Here is a 16,391-nt window from a genome sequence, read left to right as displayed (position 1 = left end):
GGGAAGCGCCTTTCAGGCCGTGGGCGTACGGGTCAGCAGCTGCTCGTCCGTGTGGGCGACCCCGAACGCCGGGGGGACCGCCTCGTTCGCCATGTAGAAGCGGTCCGCGACCCGGCGGGGCACGGGGAAGTACGCGAACTGCCCGTACACGCGCCCGTCGGCCGCCATCGGGAGGGCGTCGAAGCGGCAGACGGAGACGATGCGGTAGTCCTCGCGGCCGTACGAGTCCACGACGGCGATCTCCGTGACGCGGCGGGAGCCGTCGCCGTGCCGGGTCAGCTGGATGATCACGTCGACGGCGCTGTTGATCTGGTCGTGGATCGCGGCGAACGGGATCTCGACCTCGGACATGGAGCTGAGGGTCTGGAGTCGCATCAGGGCGTCCTCCGCGCTGTTGGCGTGGACGGTGGCGAGGGAGCCGTCGTGGCCGGTGGACATGGCCTGGAGCATGTCGAGGGTCTCGCCGCCCCGGACCTCGCCGACGATGATGCGGTCGGGGCGCATGCGCAGGGAGTTGCGGACGAGGTCGCGGATGGTGACCCGGCCCTTGCCCTCGACGTTGGGCGGCCGGCTCTCCAGCGTGATCACGTGGGACTGCTGGAGCCGGAGCTCGGCGGAGTCCTCGATGGTGACGATGCGCTCGCCGTCGGGGATCAGCCCGGAGAGCGCGTTGAGCAGGGTGGTCTTGCCGGTGCCGGTGGCGCCGGAGACGATCACGTTGAACTTGGCGCGGACGAAGCCGGCGAGCAGGAGCAGCATGTGCTCGTCCAGCGAGCCGAGCGCGATCATCTCCTGGAGCGTGAAGGCCCGGGGGAAGCGCCGGATGGTGAGGATCGGGCCGGACAGGGAGAGCGGGGGGATGACCACGTTGACGCGCTCGCCGGAGGGGAGCCGGGCGTCGACCATCGGGTTCGACTCGTCCACGCGGCGGTTGACCGTGGAGACGATGCGTTCGATGGTCTGCATCAGCTGGTCGTTGGAGGAGAAGCGCATCGGGAGGAGTTCGAGGCGGCCGCCTCGCTCCACGTAGACCTGGTCGGGACCGTTGACCATGATCTCGCTGATGGAGGCGTCCTCCAGGAGCGGTTCGAGGATGCCGAGGCCGAGCGCCTCGTCCACGACCCGGCGGATGAGCTGCGAGCGCTCCGCGGAGGACAGGACGGGGCCCTCGCGGCTGATGATGTGGCCGAGGACGCGTTCGAGCCTGGCCCTGCGGTCGGCCGCCGCGAGGGCGGACATCTCGGCGAGGTCGATCTCCTCCAGCAGTTTGGCGCGGTAGGCGCCGACGAGCCGGCTCTCCTCGCTCATCCCGTTCGCGGGTTCGGGGCTGGTGATGCGCGCCCGCAGGCTCATGTGATCGACTCCCTCGTTTCCTGTGGCCGCATGGTCGGTTCCGGGTCAGTCGCTCGGCATGGTGGCGCTCTTCTCGACGGAGCCGAAGGAGAACATCGGCAGCAGAGCGGGGACGGAAACCCGCACGGTCACGGTGACCGACTCCTCGCCGCCCCCCGTCGTGACGGTCGCCCCGTCCGCGAGCCAGCCGCTCATGGACTCCCGGGCCACCGCGCCCGCCCGGCCCGTCTGGTGGTCGGTCGACGCCACCCGGGCCGCGGTCCGCGCGGCCGTACCCGCCTGCTGGGCGGCGTAGACGGCGATGCCGAGCTGCGCGACGACGAGCGCGACGACGAGCAGCAGGGTGAGCACGCCCACGTACTCGACGGCGGCCTGCCCGCGTTGCCGGGAGCCGGTGCGGCGCCGGGTCACCATGCGTCCCGCCGCTCGTTCCTGGCCTTCGCCTCGCCCGTGGCGTGCATGGGCACGCTGAACGCGCCGGGGAACAGCAGCGGTACGTCGATGCGCACGGTCGCGGAGACCAGCTCGCCGGACCCCCCACGGCACCGCACCTGAATCGACCAGCCGCCCGGGACGTCCTCGCGCCCCGCCCGATCGCAGGCCGCCCCCGGGTCGCCCTCGGCGACGGCGGCGGCCCGGACGGCCTTGTCGGCGGCGTTCCCGGCGAGGATGTACGTGTAGCAGACGAGCCCCGCCTGCCAGAGCAGGGCGAGGGTGAGCAGGATGAGGGGCAGGACGCCGACGAACTCGATCGCGGTCTGGCCCCGGTCGGAGCGGGCGTCACGGCCCGCCGCCGCCCGGCGCCGGTACGCGGGTAAGAGGTTCATGGCACGGCACTCCCCCTCGGTGGTCATTTCGCACGCGCCCGCCGGCCGCCGGCCGAACCGCGCTCACCCTTGAGCCTGCCCCCTCGGGCGGCCGCTTCCGCGTTCTTGACGAGGCCGAGTTCTCCGGCCAGCCCCCACAGGGCCTGTTTCACCGCGGACTTGGCGTCCAGGTCCTGGAGGCGGCCGGCGTCCACGACCGCCTGGAGCTCCTTGAAGCCGGCCGGGACGGCGATCCGGGCGACCTTGGTGGCGGTGATCCTCTCGATCAGCGCGGGCTGGATCTCCGTCTGGCGGGTGTGGCGGTTGACGAGGGTGATGGTCTCCTCGGCCTTGCGGACCTGGAGCCGGTCCCAGAGGCGGACCATGCGCTTGGCGGCCCGGACGGCGATCACGTCCGGGGTGGTGACGAGGACGGTGCGGTCCGCCATCTCGACCGCCGCGGCGTTGGCCGCGTTCATGTACGTCCCGCAGTCGATGACGACGACCTCGTAGCGGTGGCGCAGGGCGCTGACGGTCTGGCGCACGACGCGGTCGGTGACGTCCTCGCCGCGCTCGCCGTCGGCCGGGGCGAGGAGCAGGGCGACGCCGGACTCGTGGTTGTACAGGGCGTCCTGGAGGACCCGGGGCGAGATGTCCTGGATGGTGGCGAGGTCCACCACGGACCGGCGGAACTGCACGTCGAGGTAGGAGGCGACGTCCCCCGACTGGAGGTCCAGGTCGGCCAGCGCGACGGTGTGCCCGGAGGCGGCGGCGGCCAGGGCCAGCTGGACGGCGGTGACCGTGGTGCCGACGCCGCCCTTGGCACCGCTGACGGTGACGACGGTGCCGCCCGGTCCGGTGTGCAGCTCGGCGCCGGCCCCGAGGTGGCGGCGCACCCCGACGGACCAGCCGGACGCGGCCTGGACGCGCTGCGCCAGCTCCTCGTACGAGAGGGGCAGGCCGACCAGGCCGCGGGCGCCGGAGTCCATGGCGGCCGAGTAGAGCCCGGGGCTGGTGTCGGCGGTGACGAGGACGACGCCGACGGCCGGGAAGCGCAGGGCCACCTCCCGGATCAGCTCCAGGGCCGGGACCGGGCCGATCCGCTCGTGCACGAGGACGACCTCGGGCAGCTCGTCCAGGGATTCGGCGGCGAGCCGGGCGAGGGTGTCGAGCAGTGAGGTGGAGTCGCCGAGCGGGGCGGCCGGCTCCGCGTCGGGGAGCTGGCCGAGGAGCCCCGAGACGGCGCGGGCGGCGTCGGCGTCACCGACGGCCGGGAGGATGCGTGTGCTCATCCGGTCCTCACTTGGTCTTGTCTTCGTCGAGGTCGTAGCTGCCCTCGCCCGGGCGCAGGGTGGTGGGGCTGTCGGCGGGGAGCAGGGCCAGGCGTACGTGTTCGGCGAAGGACTCCGCGTAGGCGACGCGCTGGGCGTCGTCGGTGTCCAGGGCGAAGGTGATCGGCACCGCCTCGGTGGGGCCGTCGCCCCGGTCCTCCGGCTTGGGTTCGAGGGAGGTGAGCCGGCCGACGTCGATGACCCGGGCGTTGGCCACGATGACGCGCGAGGTGGGCTTCTCCCTGTCGGTGCGGCCGGCGAAGGTGGCATAGATGTTGACGAGGTTGCCCGGCCGGATCTTGCCGGCGACACCGGTCGCGGCGTCGATCATGATGGCGATCTCCTGCTGCCCGCTCTTCAGCTTCGGGCGGTCGACCAGCATGTCCTCCTGGAGCAGGGAGCCCGGGTGCAGTTCCGTGACGGCGATCTTGCCGCGGAGGGCGGAGAGGTCGGTGACGGCGCTCTTGGAGAGCCAGCGCTCGGGCATCGAGATCTTCTCGAACTGGTCGGCTTCCAGGGGCTTGTAGGGCGCGATGGTGGTCTTGACCCGGTACGCGGTCACCTCGGGGCCCACCTTCGCGTTCACGTCACCGATCACCCAGATCACACCGGCGAAGGCGGCGAGGGCGCACAGGACCGACAGGAGGAGCAGGATGACGCCGCGGCGTTGCCGTGAGTTCATGGGCGGAGCAACCTCGTTGGGGATATGTGGGCCGACGGGCGGTACGGGGCGGGGCTCTCGGGGGACCTCATGGGTTCAGGGCGGCGGGGCCGCGCGTGCGGTGCTCGGGCGGGGTCAGGGGGGCGTTGCACAGGCCGCAGCGGTCGCCGATGAGTTCGTTCCGGCACCAGGTGCAGACCTCCCTGCGCACCGAGGAGACCAGCTGGTGGATCAGCGAGATGTCGGGCAGATAGGCCGCGAACTCGATCATCTTCGGGGTGCCCCACCAGCCGGCGGACTCGTCGGGCAGCGCGGCCTCGTGGACCGCCTGCACCTGCCACGCCCGGGCCAGGGTGCCGGTCACCCACTCCGACGGGGACTGCCCCCGGGCGACGAGGAGATGCGTGGCGAACCGGGGGCCGCTCAGCTCCCCCGTACCGACCCTGACGAGCTGGGGTTCCGGGTTGGCGAGCACGCCGAACTGGGCGCCAGGGACCCAGGACTTGGCGTGCGTCTTGAGGCTGACGGGCACCCGGTCGAGCCGGGTCACGGAGTGGAGCAGCGCGCCGGCGTGCACGTAGTGGGACAGGAGCCTCGCGGCGGAGGCGACGACCCCGGCGCTGAAGTCGCAGACGGACAACTGCCGTAACTGGCGCACCAGTACGGCCACGCCGAGCGGCGGCAGGTCCGACTTGAGCAGGGCGATCCGGTCGCTCTCCAGGACCGAGCGGACGGTGTGCAGCCGGCGCTCGTGCGCCGCGGGGAGGCCGGCCGGGTAGACGGCGATGACGTGGCCGTGCTGCTCCAGGAGGCGCTGCATGTCGTCCAGCGCCTGGTCCAGGGTCTGTTCGCCGGGAGCGCGCAGGACGACCGCCGGGGGCGTCTGGCGGTCCTGCGGAGGCAGCACGAGGCCGGGACCGGTCACTGCTATGGCTGTCGGCACGCCGCTCCCCGTTCCTCGGGCCGTCGCGTACCGCCGGCCGCACTCGCTCCCGCCGGGTGCTTCCGCTCGGATGCTCCCGCCTGAGCACTTTATCCACGTACGGCAGGACAGAGAACACTTTCAAGAAGCCCGCGGAGCACGGGTGATGAGGTGTCCGGCGGTTCCGGGGGGAGCGGGGACCGCCAGAGGTCTTGACAACTTGATTGGTCTGGACCAGTTTATCGGCCAGCGGTGGCCACCGTTCCTCGATTCCACACCCCCGGCACCCCCGTGTCGCCCCCCGCCATCCCCGACTCCTCCCGGAGGCAGCAAGTGGATCGTTCCCCCGCCCCGAGCCGCAGAAGACGCCGCACCCGCCCGGTCCTCGGCTCCGCCATGGCCGTCGTCGCGGCCGGCGCCCTGACCCTCACCGGACTCGTGACCAGCGCCGAGGCCGCCGACGTCAACGTCGCCAAGAACGCCGGCTTCGAATCGGGCCTCGCCAACTGGACGTGTACCGGAAACTCCGGCACCACCGTCTCCTCCCCCGTGCACGGCGGCACCTCCGCCCTCAAGGCCACCCCGGCCGGCCAGGACAACGCCAAGTGCTCGCAGACCGTGGCCGTCAAGCCCAACTCGACGTACCAGCTCAGCTCCTGGGTGCAGGACGGTTACGCCTACCTGGGGGCCAGCGGCACCGGGACCACCGACGTGTCGACGTGGACGCCGGGCTCCACCGGCTGGACGCAGCTGAAGACCAGCTTCACGACCGGCGCGAACACCACGTCCGTCACCGTGTACACGCACGGCTGGTACGGCCAGGCGGCCTACCTCGTGGACGACTTCTCGGTGACCGGCCCCGACGGCGGCGGCGGGACCGACCCCGGCCCGTCGATCCCCGGCGCCCCGGCCGGGCTCGCGGTCGGCTCGACCACGTCGTCCTCGATCGGCCTGTCCTGGAACTCGGTGTCCGGCGCGACCGGCTACACCGTCTACAAGGACGGCGTGAAGGCGACCACCTCGACCGGCACCTCGGCCACCGTCACCGGTCTCGCGGCCGACACCGCCTACCAGTTCGCGGTGACCGCGACCAACGCGGCCGGTGAGTCCGTGAAGTCGGCCACCGTCAGCGGCCGGACCGCGAAGTCCGGCGGGACCGACCCGAACCCGGGCACCTCCGTGCCGAAGCACGCGGTCACCGGCTACTGGCAGAACTTCAACAACGGCGCGACCGTCCAGAAGCTCAGCGACGTGCCCGCGAACTACGACATCATCGCGGTCTCCTTCGCCGACGCGACGACCACGCCCGGCGCCGTCACCTTCAACCTGGACTCGGCCGGCCTGAACGGCTACACCGTCGACCAGTTCAAGGCCGACATCAAGGCGAAGCAGGCGGCCGGCAAGAACGTCATCATCTCGGTCGGCGGCGAGAAGGGCTCGGTCTCGGTCAACAGCGACGCGTCCGCGACCAACTTCGCCAACTCCGTCTACTCCCTCATCCAGGAGTACGGCTTCAACGGCGTCGACATCGACCTGGAGAACGGCCTCAACTCCACGTACATGACGAAGGCGCTGCGTTCGCTGTCGCAGAAGGCGGGCTCCGGCCTCGTCATCACGATGGCCCCGCAGACCATCGACATGCAGTCCACCGCGGGCGAGTACTTCAAGACGGCGCTCAACATCAAGGACATCCTGACCGTCGTCAACATGCAGTACTACAACAGCGGTTCGATGCTCGGCTGCGACGGCAAGGTCTACTCGCAGGGCTCGGTGGACTTCCTCACCGCGCTCGCCTGCATCCAGCTGGAGGGCGGCCTCGACCCGTCGCAGGTCGGCCTCGGCGTCCCCGCCTCCACCCGGGGCGCGGGCAGTGGCTACGTCGCCCCGTCGGTCGTGAACGCGGCGCTGGACTGCCTGACCAAGGGCACCGGCTGCGGCAGCTTCAAGCCGTCGAAGACGTACCCCGGTCTGCGCGGCGCGATGACCTGGTCCACCAACTGGGACGCGACGGCCGGCAACGCCTGGTCGAACGCGGTCGGCCCGCACGTCCACGGCCTGCCGTAAACCACACCCCCCAGAACCAGCAGCGCCGCCGCTCCCCCGGCGGCGCTGCTGCGTGTGGGCCTTGGCTTCGACACCGGTAACGCAACAGTCCTGTACGGGTGTTGCCGCATCGCATGGCTGTCCGCGCGCGGACGTGGCACCGTTGTGGGGCGCGGTGCTGGGGCGAAGGGGGAGCGACATGGCCGGGGCGCGGATCGAAGCGCTGGGCGGGGACGATCCGGCGACGCTCGGGCCGTACCGGCTGCTCGGGCGGCTGGCGTCCGGCGGCATGGGCCGGATCTACCTGGCCAGGGCCGGCGGCCGGGACCTCGTCGCCGTGAAGACGCTCCTCGCGGAGGGCCGGATCAGCGATACCGACCGGCGGCGCTTCGCCCGTGAGGTGGCGGTCGCCCAGCGGGTGGACAGCGCCTACACCGCGCGCGTGCGGGACGCCGATCCGGATGCCGAGCGGCCCTGGATGGCCATCGACTACATCGCCGCACCCCCGCTCTCCGAACTGGCCCGCTCCTGCGGGGTGCTGCCCGCCTCGGCCGTCCGGTGGATCGCGGCCGGCACCGCCGAGGCCCTGGTCACCCTGCACGGGGTGGGGATCGTCCACCGCGACGTGAAGCCGCAGAACGTGCTGCTGCCGCTGGACGGGCCCCGGGTCATCGACTTCGGCATCTCGCACGCCAGCGACCTCACCCTGACGGGCCTCACGCTGGGCACGATCGCCTTCACCTCGCCGGAGCAGGCGCGCGGCGAGGAGTCCACGGCCGCCTCCGACGTGTATTCGCTGGGTGCCACGCTCTTCCTGCTGGCCACCGGCCGGGCGCCCTACCGCGCGGACGGCGACACGTTGCGGCTGCTGGCCCGGGTGCAGCGCGGCGAGCTCGATCTGACCGGGCTGCCCAAGGAGCTGGTCGCGACGATCCGGCCGTGCCTGGCCGTGCAGCCCCGGCACCGCCCGACCCCCGCCGAGCTGCTGGCCCGTTTCCGCGAGCAGCAGGCCGGGCTGCCGATGACGACGAGCGGCACGCGCTGGCTGCCGCCGCGGTGGACGGCGCTGATCGACGCGTACGCGGAGCAGGGCCGGGAATGGGCGGGCGGCCGTTCCCGGGGCGGCCCGTCGCACGCGCCGGCCGTGACGCAGCGGACGCGCGCCGTGCCGAAGCCGCCTCCGACGCTGGTGTATTCGCCCGAGCGGCAGGCCCGGGCCGACCGCGACCGCACCCGCCGCGAGATGGCGGCCCTCGCCCAGCTGGCCGAGCGGCAGCGCGCGGAGCGGGAGCAGTCGGAGCGCGAGGAGGCGGAGCGCCTTGCCCGGGTGCGGGCCGAGCGGGAGGAACGTGAGCGCGCGGAGGCCGAGCGCGTGGCGCGGGTGCGGGCGGCGCAGGAGCGGGCCGGCCGCGAGCGCGCGGAGCAGGAGCAGGCGGCCCGGCAACGCGCCGAGCAGGAGCGGGCGGCCCGCCGCCGCGCCGAGCGGGAGCGCGCCGAGCGGGCGGCCCGGGCCCGGACCGCCTCGCCCTCCCCGGCCCCCGCCCCGGCGGGGCCGCGCACCGGCTCGTCGCCCTCCGGCGGCGCCGCCCTGGGGTGGCTGCTCGCACTGGTCGCCGTGGCGGGGCTGCTGACGTGGCAGCCGTGGGAGAAGACGGGCGGCGGTTCGGCGTCGGGAAGCAGCGCGTCCGGCTCCGTCACCTCGGGCAAAGGCCTCGACACGCACACGGACGACAGCGCGAGCGCCGACACGGACCCGGACACGTCGAGCGGCGGGGGCGGCTCGACGGACAGCAGCGCGGACTCCGACGACCCCGTGACGGAGGACCCGACCCCCACCCCGACACCGACCCCCACGCCCACCATGGACTCCACCGACCGCGCGTTCGCCGCCGTGCGCGCGGGCGACTGCCTCGACGTGTACAACGACGGCTACGACAACATGAGCGCGAGCCGCCCGGTCCGGGTGAACTGCGGCGCCTCGAACGCGTACATGCACGTCAACCGGGTGAGCACCCGCACCGGCGGGTCCAGCTCCTGCGACACGGGGGCGGGCTTCACCTGGTGGAGCCGGTCGGGCGACGACGGGATCACGCGGACGCTGTGCCTGGACCGGGTGTACAAGGCGGGCCAGTGCTTTCCGGCGAAGGTGAACGGGGAGACCAACGCCGACCTGACGGTGGTGTGGAAGTGCAACGCCTCGAAGGTGCCCAGGGCAGGCCAGTCGATCCTGCGGATCACCGGCTTCTACCGGGCCCCGAAGAAGGGCCAGAACTGGACCTGTCCGGCGGGGCCCGGCGAGCGGTTCTGGTACTGGCAGGTCAACCAGGGCCGCAGCATCATCTGCGCCTCGGCCGCCTGAAGCACAGTCGTACGGCTAGATCACCAGGCTGAGCAGCGCGGCGACGGCGAACCCGGCGACCGACAGGACGGTTTCGAGCACGGTCCAGGACTTCAGAGTGTCGCGTTCGGAGATGCCGAAGTACTTCGACACCATCCAGAAGCCGCCGTCGTTGACGTGCGAGGCGATGATCGAGCCGGCCGAGATGGCCATGATGATGAGCGCGAGGTGGGCCTGCGAGAAGCCCTGGTTCTCCACGAGCGGGACGACGATGCCGGCGGTGGTGACGATGGCGACGGTCGCCGAGCCCTGGGCGATCCGCAGCACGGCCGAGATCAGCCAGGCGAGCAGGATGACGGGCAGGCCGACGTCGTTGAAGGTGTCGGCGAGCGCGTCCGCGATGCCGCTGCCCTTGAGCACGGCGCCGAAGATGCCGCCCGCGCCGACGACGAGCAGGATGTTCCCGACCGGCTTCAGCGAGGAAGTGGACACGGACTCCAGGGACTTGCGGGACCAGCCGCGCCGGATGCCGAGCAGGTAGTACGCGAGGAGCAGCGCGATCGTCAGGGCGACGAAGGGGTTCCCGAAGAACTCGATGACCGAGCGGCCGGTCGAAGGGTCCATCGCGATCGAGGAGAACGTGGCGGCGAGGATCAGGATCAGCGGGGTGCCGATGATGGCGAGCACGGTGGAGAGCGCGACCGGCTCCTCGCGCGGGGTGACCCCGGCGGCCCGCTGCTCGGCGACGACGGCGGCCTTCGCCTCCTCGGCGGCCTCCAGCATGTCCTGCGGGACGTCCACGAAGATGCGCTTGCCGATCCAGGCGGCGTAGCCCCAGGCGGCGAGCACGGACGGGATGCCGACGAGGGCGCCCATCAGGATGACCCAGCCGAGCGAGACGTGGAAGAGCCCCGCGGCGGCGACCGGGCCGGGGTGCGGGGGCAGGAACGCGTGGGTCATGGAGAGCCCCGCGAGCAGCGGCATCGCGTACAGCAGAATCGATTTTCCGGACCGCTTGGCGGCCGCGTAGACGATCGGCGCGAGGACGAAAATGCCGACGTCGAAGAAGACCGGGATACCGAAGATCAGACCGGTCAGGCCCATCGCGAGCGGGGCGCGCTTCTCGCCGAAGAGCCGCAGCAGCCGGGCGCTCAGCACCTCGGCGCCGCCGGAGACCTCCAGGATCGCGCCGAGCATCGTGCCGAGGCCGATGATGATCGCGACATGGCCGAGGATGCCGCCCATGCCGGATTCGATGACGGAGACGGCGGCGGACTTCTGCACGGTGCCGAAGAGTTCGGTGACCGAGAGCCCCGCGCCCAGGCCGACGGCTATGGAGACCGCGAGCAGCGCGACGAACGGCTGGAGCCTGACCTTGATGATCAGGAAGAGGAGGAGCGCGATGCCGAGGGCGGCGACGGTCAGCAGACCGGGCGTGCCGTCGATGAGGAGGAGGAGTCCACCGGTGTGGGGTGGCGTCTCGGGCGGGGTGGGGCCTGCGGCGAGCTGCATGGGTAACTCCGTTGTTCGTCCATGTCCTTGGTGCGTGGGCAGGGGGGACCGCGGCACGGCGCCTGCGTGCTGTGCGGCGCCGTGCCGGGCGGGGTGCGGATTACGGAGACGGCTCAGCCCAGGACGGCGAGGGCGTCGATCTCGATGAGGAGGCCCTTCGGGAGGCCGACGTAGACCGTGGTGCGCGCGGCCGGGGCCTCCTTGAGGTTCTGCTCGGCGAAGTACGCGTTGTAGATCTCGTTCATCTCGGCGAAGTGGTCCACGTCCGTGAGGTAGACGCGCATCATCATCACGTCGTCCCAGCTCGCGCCGCCCTCCTCCAGGATGGCCTTGACGTTGGCGAAGGTCTGGAGGGTCTGCTCGCGCAGGGTGGGGCCCGCCGGGGTGGGCGCCTGGCCCTCGACGGCGGGCAGGAAGCCGACCTGGCCGGCGACCTGGAGGATGTTGCCCTTGCGCACGCCGTGCGAGAACTTCGCGGGCGGGGTGGTGTGGGTGCTGGGGGTGAGCGCGGTCTTCTCGGTCATGGCGGATCAGGCTTTCTTGGGTCGGTTGCTGCCGGAGTACTCCCGGCTGATGGTGTCGGCGGTCCGACGGACCAGGGGGAGCAGGGTGAGGAGTTCCTCGGCCGTGACGACCACGTTCGGCGCGGACACCGACATCGCGGCGACGACGCGCCCGTCGGCCCCGCGAATGGGGGCGCCGACGCAGTTGATGGACTCCTCGTGGCCGCCGAGGTCGGTGGCCCAGCCCTGTTCGCGTACGGCGGCGAGCTCCTTGAGGAACGCGGCGGCGCCGGGCGTCGAACGGGGCGTGTACATGGGGTAGTCGAGCTTGTCGGCGATGGCCCGCCGCTCGGCCTCGCTCAGGTCGGCGAGGAGCAGCTTGGCCACGGCGGCGACGGTGATCGCGACGGGCTTGCCGATCCGCGAGTACATCCGGACCGGGTAGCGGCTCTCGACCTTGTCGATGTAGAGGACCTCGTTCTCCTCGTACACGGCGAGGTGGACGGTGTGGCCGCAGAGCTCGTTCAGCTCGGCGAGGTGCGGGTGGGCGATCTCCCGTACGTCGAGGTTCTCCACGGCCTCCTGCGCGAGCGCGAACAGCCGGGCGCCGAGGCGGTAGCGCTGGTCCTGCTGCCGGTAGACGAGCCCGTGCTCGTGGAGCGTGCGGAGCAGGCGCAGCGCGGTGGACTTGTGGACGCCGAGGCGGTCGGCGACCTGTCCGAGGTCGGCGGGCCCCTGGGCGAGGAGCGGCAGGATGCTCAGCGCGCGGTCGACGGTCTGGCTCATGGCGTACGTACCTCCGTGTCGTCCCCCGTCCACCCGGGGCCGAGACGCAGTCTCCCCCACGCGTCGTCGTCCAGTGCCGTGAGCCGGTCGGCGTGCTCGCGGGCGGGGGGCGCGGTGAGGTCGCCGGGGACCGTGAGGACGGCGGCGGCCATGAGGTGGCCGTGGCGGGCGCGCGCGGGGACGGGGAGTCCGCGGAGGGTGGCGGACAGGAACCCGGCGGCGAAGGCGTCGCCCGCGCCGACGGGGGCGACGACGTCGACGCGGAGCGCGGGGACGTGGGTGACCTCGTCAGCCCCGCCGGCGTTCGAGGCGCGGGGTGCGGTGCGGAGTCCCGGTTCACGGGAGAACACCGTCACGCCGTCGGCGCCGCGCTTCACCACGACCACCCCCGGCTCCGGCAGCGCCTCCCGGATCGCGGCGGCGCCCACGACGCCCCACGCCTCCTGTGCCTCGTCCTCCCCCACGAACACCACGTCCGCCCGCCGCGCCAGATCGAGCAGCACCGCGGCCGGCTCCCCCCGCCACAGCCCGGGCCGGTAGTTCACGTCGAACGAGATCAGCGGCCGCCCCGCCCGTGGAGCGGTCAGCTCCTGGAGCAGCGCCCGGCAGTCCGCCGACAGCGCGGCGGTGATCCCCGACAGGTGGAGGATCCGCCCGGAGGGCAGCGCGTCGCACGGGACCGTCACGGGCGACATCGCGGAGGCCGCGGACCCGGCCCGGTAGTACGCCACCTCGTGGACATCCGTGGCCCGGTCCGTGGCCGTACGGAAGTAGATCCCGGTCGGCCGGGAGGGATCGCGCCGCACGGAGGACGTGTCCACGCCGTACGCGGCGACCGCCTCCACGAGGTGGTCGCCGAAGCCGTCCGCCCCGACCCGGCTCACCCAGGCCGCCCGGTGCCCGGCCGCCGCCAGCGCGCAGGCGACGTTGGACTCGGCGCCGCCGATGCCCCGGTCGAAGGACGGCACATCGGCGAGGCGCCCGGGCCGCGAGGGCAGGAACGTCACCATGGACTCACCGAGGCACACGACGTCGGCGGGCGTGGTTCCGGACACGCGGGGCTCCTCAGCAGTCGGGCGGCGACGCCGGCACTCACCATTGACCGGGCGTCGGCTCGGATGTTAGACAGCCTTGAGCGATATACGCAATGGGTGTTGCATATGTTGCAATCAGATCGCTGACCGGACCGAGGAGACCCCATGGCCGCCGCGCACCACGTGACCGCTCTCGCCGACGAACCGGTCGACCACCGGTTCAAGGGCCTCCCGCCCGACGCCGAGGGCCTGACCGTCGGCGCCCTGGCCGCCGAGCGCCGCACTCTCTTCGAGGGCGGGTTCACCACCCCCGTGCTCGCCCTGTCCGCCGAGTCGGTCGAGCACAACCTCGCGCTCCTGGAGACGTACGCGGAACGCCACGGTCTCGCGTTCGCCCCGCACGGCAAGACGTCGATGTCCCCGCAGCTCTTCGCCCGCCAGCTGGAGCACGGCGCCTGGGGCATCACGGCCGCCGTTCCCCACCAGGCGCGGGTCTACCGCGCGTTCGGGATCGGCCGGATCTTCCTCGCCAACGAGCTGGTCGACGCCGCCGCGCTGCGCTGGCTGGCGGGCGAGCTGGACGCCGACCCGGACTTCGCCTTCGTCTGCTACGTGGACTCCGTGCGCGGGGTCGAGCTGATGGACGAGGCCCTGCGCGCGGCGGGCGCCTCCCGCCCGGTCGACGTCGTCGTGGAGCTGGGCGCGGGCGAGGGCGCGCGCACCGGCGTCCGGACCGAGGCGGACTGCGCCGCCGTGGCGGACGCGGTCGCCGGGGCGCCGGCCCTGCGCCTGGTCGGCGTCGCCGGTTACGAGGGCGAGGTGCCGGACGCGGACGGCGACCGGGTCCGGGCCTGGCTGCGCCGGCTCGTCGCGCTGGCGGCGGACTTCGACGCGGCGGGCCGCTTCGGCGCGCTGGGGGCCGGTGAGCGCATCGTGATCAGCGCGGGCGGCAGCGCGTGGTTCGACGCGGTGGCGGACGTGTTCGCCGGGATCCCGGAGCTCTCCGCCCCCGTGCTCAAGCTGCTGCGCTCGGGGGCGTACGTCTCGCACGACGACGGGCACTACCGCCACCTCACGCCGTTCAACCGCGTCCCGGAGGAGGGCACGCTGCGGCCCGCGTTCCGGCTCTGGGCGCAGGTGGTGTCGCGCCCGTCCGCCGGGCAGGCGTTCCTCAACGCGGGCAAGCGCGACGCGGCGTACGACCTGGACCTGCCCGAGGCGCAGGTGGTCCGCTCGGGCCGGGACGGCTCGGAGCGGCCGGCCGAGGGGATCACCGTGACCGGCCTGTCCGACCAGCACACCTGGGTCCGCACGGACGAGGGCGCGCGCCTGGAGGTCGGGGACTGGGTGGGGATGGGCCTGTCCCACCCCTGCACCAGCTTCGACAAGTGGCAGCTGATCCCGCTCGTGGAGGCGGACGGCACGGTCACCGACTTCGTCCGCACGTTCTTCTGATCCGGGCCCAGCCCGCCGAGAAAGGCCAAGGCCCCATGGACCTCGTCATCCGCGACGCCCGCGTCATCGACGGCACCGCCACCCCCTCCTACCGCGCCGACGTGGCCGTCGCCGACGGCCGCATCGCGGAGATCCACCGCGAGGACTCCCCCGGCCCCCGGCCCACCGGGCACCGCACGGTGGACGCCGGCGGCCTCGCCCTGTCCCCCGGTTTCATCGACATGCACGCCCACAGCGACCTGGCGCTGCTCCGCGACCCCGACCACAGCGCGAAGGCCGCGCAGGGCGTCACGCTGGAGGTCCTGGGCCAGGACGGCCTGTCGTACGCGCCCGTGGACGACCGCACGCTCGCCGAGGTCCGCCGCTCCATCTCCGGCTGGAACGGCGGCGGCGAGGACATCGACTTCGACTGGCGGACCGTCGGCGGCTACCTGGACCGCCTCGACCGCCAGGGCATCGCCGTCAACGCCGCCTACCTCATCCCGCAGGGCACGGTCCGGATGTACGCGGTGGGCTGGGACGACCGCCCCGCGACCGACGCCGAACTGGACCGGATGCGCCAACTCGTGGACCAGGGCATGCGCGAGGGCGCGGTCGGCATGTCCTCGGGCCTCACCTACACCCCCGGCATGTACGCGGACGACGCCGAACTCACCGAGCTGTGCCGGGTGGTGGCCGCGCACGGCGGCTACTACTGCCCGCACCACCGCTCGTACGGGGCGGGCGCCCTGGAGGCGTACGAGGAGATGGTGCGGCTCACCCGCAGCGCGGGCTGCGCCCTGCACCTGGCCCACGCGACCATGAACTTCGGGGTCAACGAGGGCCGCGCCCCCGACCTGCTCGCCCTGCTGGACGACGCGCTCGACGCGGGCGCCGACATCTCCCTGGACACCTACCCGTACACCCCCGGCTGCACGACCCTCGTCGCGATGCTGCCCAGCTGGGCGAGCGAGGGCGGCCCGGAGGCGGTCCTGGCCCGGCTGGCCGACGCGGAGACGGCCGCCCGCATCCGCCACGACCTGGAGGTCGTGGGGTCGGACGGCTGCCACGGGGTGCCGATCGAGTGGGACACCATCGAGATCTCCGGCACCGGCGAGCCCGCCCTCGCCGGGTACGTCGGGCGTACGGTGGCCGAGTCGGCGGCCCTGCGGGGCGAGGAGCCGTGGGTGACCGCGCGGCGGCTGCTGGTGGAGGACCGGCTCGGGACGACGATCCTCCAGCACGTCGGCCACGAGGAGAACGTCCGGCAGATCATGCGCCACCGCGTGCACACGGGCGGCAGCGACGGCATCCTCCAGGGCGACAAGCCGCACCCCCGCGCGTACGGCACCTTCCCCCACTACCTGGGCCGCTACGCGCGCGAGCTGGGCATCCTCTCCCTGGAGGAGTGCGTCGCCCACCTCACCGCCCGCCCGGCGGCCCGGCTGCGGCTCCCCGACCGCGGTCTCGTACGCGAGGGCTACCGCGCCGACCTGGTCCTCTTCGACCCGGCGACGGTGGCGGCGGGCTCGACGTTCGAGGCCCCCCGCACCCTGCCGGTGGGCATCCCGCACGTGCTGATCGACGGCCGCTTCGTGATCGAGGACGGCAGGCGTACGCAGGTGCTGGCGGGGCGGTCGGTGCGTCCGGCGGGGGGCGCAGTGTAGT

General features: G+C 72.7%; 14 protein-coding genes. 4 read left to right on the top strand and 10 right to left on the bottom strand.

Annotated elements, in window-relative coordinates; genetic code table 11:
* Positions 1-12: 12 nt before the first annotated feature.
* The 6 genes from ACLQ2N_RS27670 to ACLQ2N_RS27645 all read right to left on the bottom strand — a co-directional run bounded on the left by ACLQ2N_RS27670 (position 13) and on the right by ACLQ2N_RS27645 (position 5,076).
* Entirely contained in the window at positions 13-1,353 is a 1,341-nt protein-coding gene (locus ACLQ2N_RS27670; protein WP_425817004.1) for a CpaF family protein, read from the bottom strand.
* Between the two features lie 45 nt (positions 1,354-1,398).
* Entirely contained in the window at positions 1,399-1,767 is a 369-nt protein-coding gene (locus ACLQ2N_RS27665) for a TadE/TadG family type IV pilus assembly protein (RefSeq protein WP_425817002.1), read from the bottom strand.
* Positions 1,761-2,180 carry a TadE/TadG family type IV pilus assembly protein gene (locus ACLQ2N_RS27660; protein ID WP_425817000.1) on the bottom strand — a complete coding sequence of 140 codons (420 nt, stop codon included), beginning with the start codon at positions 2,178-2,180 and terminating at the stop codon, positions 1,761-1,763. The genes ACLQ2N_RS27665 and ACLQ2N_RS27660 overlap by 7 nt, the downstream gene beginning before the upstream one ends.
* Positions 2,181-2,203: 23 nt before the next feature.
* Complete coding sequence (locus ACLQ2N_RS27655) at positions 2,204-3,451, bottom strand: AAA family ATPase (protein WP_425816998.1); 1,248 nt, start codon at positions 3,449-3,451, stop codon at positions 2,204-2,206.
* 7 nt (positions 3,452-3,458) lie between these two features.
* Positions 3,459-4,172: a Flp pilus assembly protein CpaB gene (cpaB, locus tag ACLQ2N_RS27650; RefSeq protein ID WP_425816996.1), complete on the bottom strand. Its 714-nt coding sequence runs from the start codon at positions 4,170-4,172 to the stop codon at positions 3,459-3,461.
* Between the two features lie 67 nt (positions 4,173-4,239).
* Positions 4,240-5,076, bottom strand: a complete 837-nt coding sequence (locus ACLQ2N_RS27645; protein WP_425817129.1) for a hypothetical protein — start codon at positions 5,074-5,076, stop codon at positions 4,240-4,242.
* 393 nt (positions 5,077-5,469) lie between these two features.
* Here ACLQ2N_RS27645 and ACLQ2N_RS27640 point away from each other — a divergent pair, with 393 nt between their 5' ends.
* Positions 5,470-7,137 carry a chitinase gene (locus tag ACLQ2N_RS27640; protein ID WP_425817127.1) on the top strand — a complete coding sequence of 556 codons (1,668 nt, stop codon included), beginning with the start codon at positions 5,470-5,472 and terminating at the stop codon, positions 7,135-7,137.
* Positions 7,138-7,315: 178 nt separating this feature from the next.
* Positions 7,316-9,475: a serine/threonine protein kinase gene (locus ACLQ2N_RS27635; RefSeq protein ID WP_425816994.1), complete on the top strand. Its 2,160-nt coding sequence runs from the start codon at positions 7,316-7,318 to the stop codon at positions 9,473-9,475.
* 15 nt (positions 9,476-9,490) lie between these two features.
* Here ACLQ2N_RS27635 and ACLQ2N_RS27630 read toward each other — a convergent pair whose 3' ends face one another.
* The 4 genes from ACLQ2N_RS27630 to ACLQ2N_RS27615 form a co-directional block, all read right to left on the bottom strand.
* Positions 9,491-10,966, bottom strand: a complete 1,476-nt coding sequence (locus ACLQ2N_RS27630) for a GntP family permease (protein WP_425816992.1) — start codon at positions 10,964-10,966, stop codon at positions 9,491-9,493.
* A 113-nt stretch (positions 10,967-11,079) separates the two neighbouring features.
* Complete coding sequence (locus ACLQ2N_RS27625) at positions 11,080-11,490, bottom strand: RidA family protein (RefSeq protein WP_143618603.1); 411 nt, start codon at positions 11,488-11,490, stop codon at positions 11,080-11,082.
* Between the two features lie 6 nt (positions 11,491-11,496).
* Positions 11,497-12,255 (bottom strand): IclR family transcriptional regulator, encoded by a 759-nt coding sequence (locus ACLQ2N_RS27620; protein ID WP_425816990.1) that lies wholly within the window; start codon positions 12,253-12,255, stop codon positions 11,497-11,499.
* Positions 12,252-13,310, bottom strand: a complete 1,059-nt coding sequence (locus ACLQ2N_RS27615) for a sugar kinase (RefSeq protein ID WP_425816988.1) — start codon at positions 13,308-13,310, stop codon at positions 12,252-12,254. The genes ACLQ2N_RS27620 and ACLQ2N_RS27615 overlap by 4 nt, the downstream gene beginning before the upstream one ends.
* 144 nt (positions 13,311-13,454) lie before the next feature.
* Here ACLQ2N_RS27615 and ACLQ2N_RS27610 point away from each other — a divergent pair, with 144 nt between their 5' ends.
* Both ACLQ2N_RS27610 and ACLQ2N_RS27605 read left to right on the top strand, forming a co-directional pair.
* Entirely contained in the window at positions 13,455-14,744 is a 1,290-nt protein-coding gene (locus tag ACLQ2N_RS27610; RefSeq protein ID WP_425816986.1) for an alanine racemase, read from the top strand.
* 35 nt (positions 14,745-14,779) lie between these two features.
* Positions 14,780-16,390, top strand: a complete 1,611-nt coding sequence (locus ACLQ2N_RS27605; protein ID WP_425816984.1) for an N-acyl-D-amino-acid deacylase family protein — start codon at positions 14,780-14,782, stop codon at positions 16,388-16,390.
* The last annotated feature ends 1 nt before the right edge of the window (position 16,391 follow it).

Origin of the sequence: Streptomyces sp. DT224, from assembly GCF_049844595.1 — a bacterium.
In the GTDB taxonomy this organism is placed as follows: Bacteria; Actinomycetota; Actinomycetes; order Streptomycetales; family Streptomycetaceae; genus Streptomyces.
This window is presented reverse-complemented; position numbering and strand designations above follow the sequence as displayed.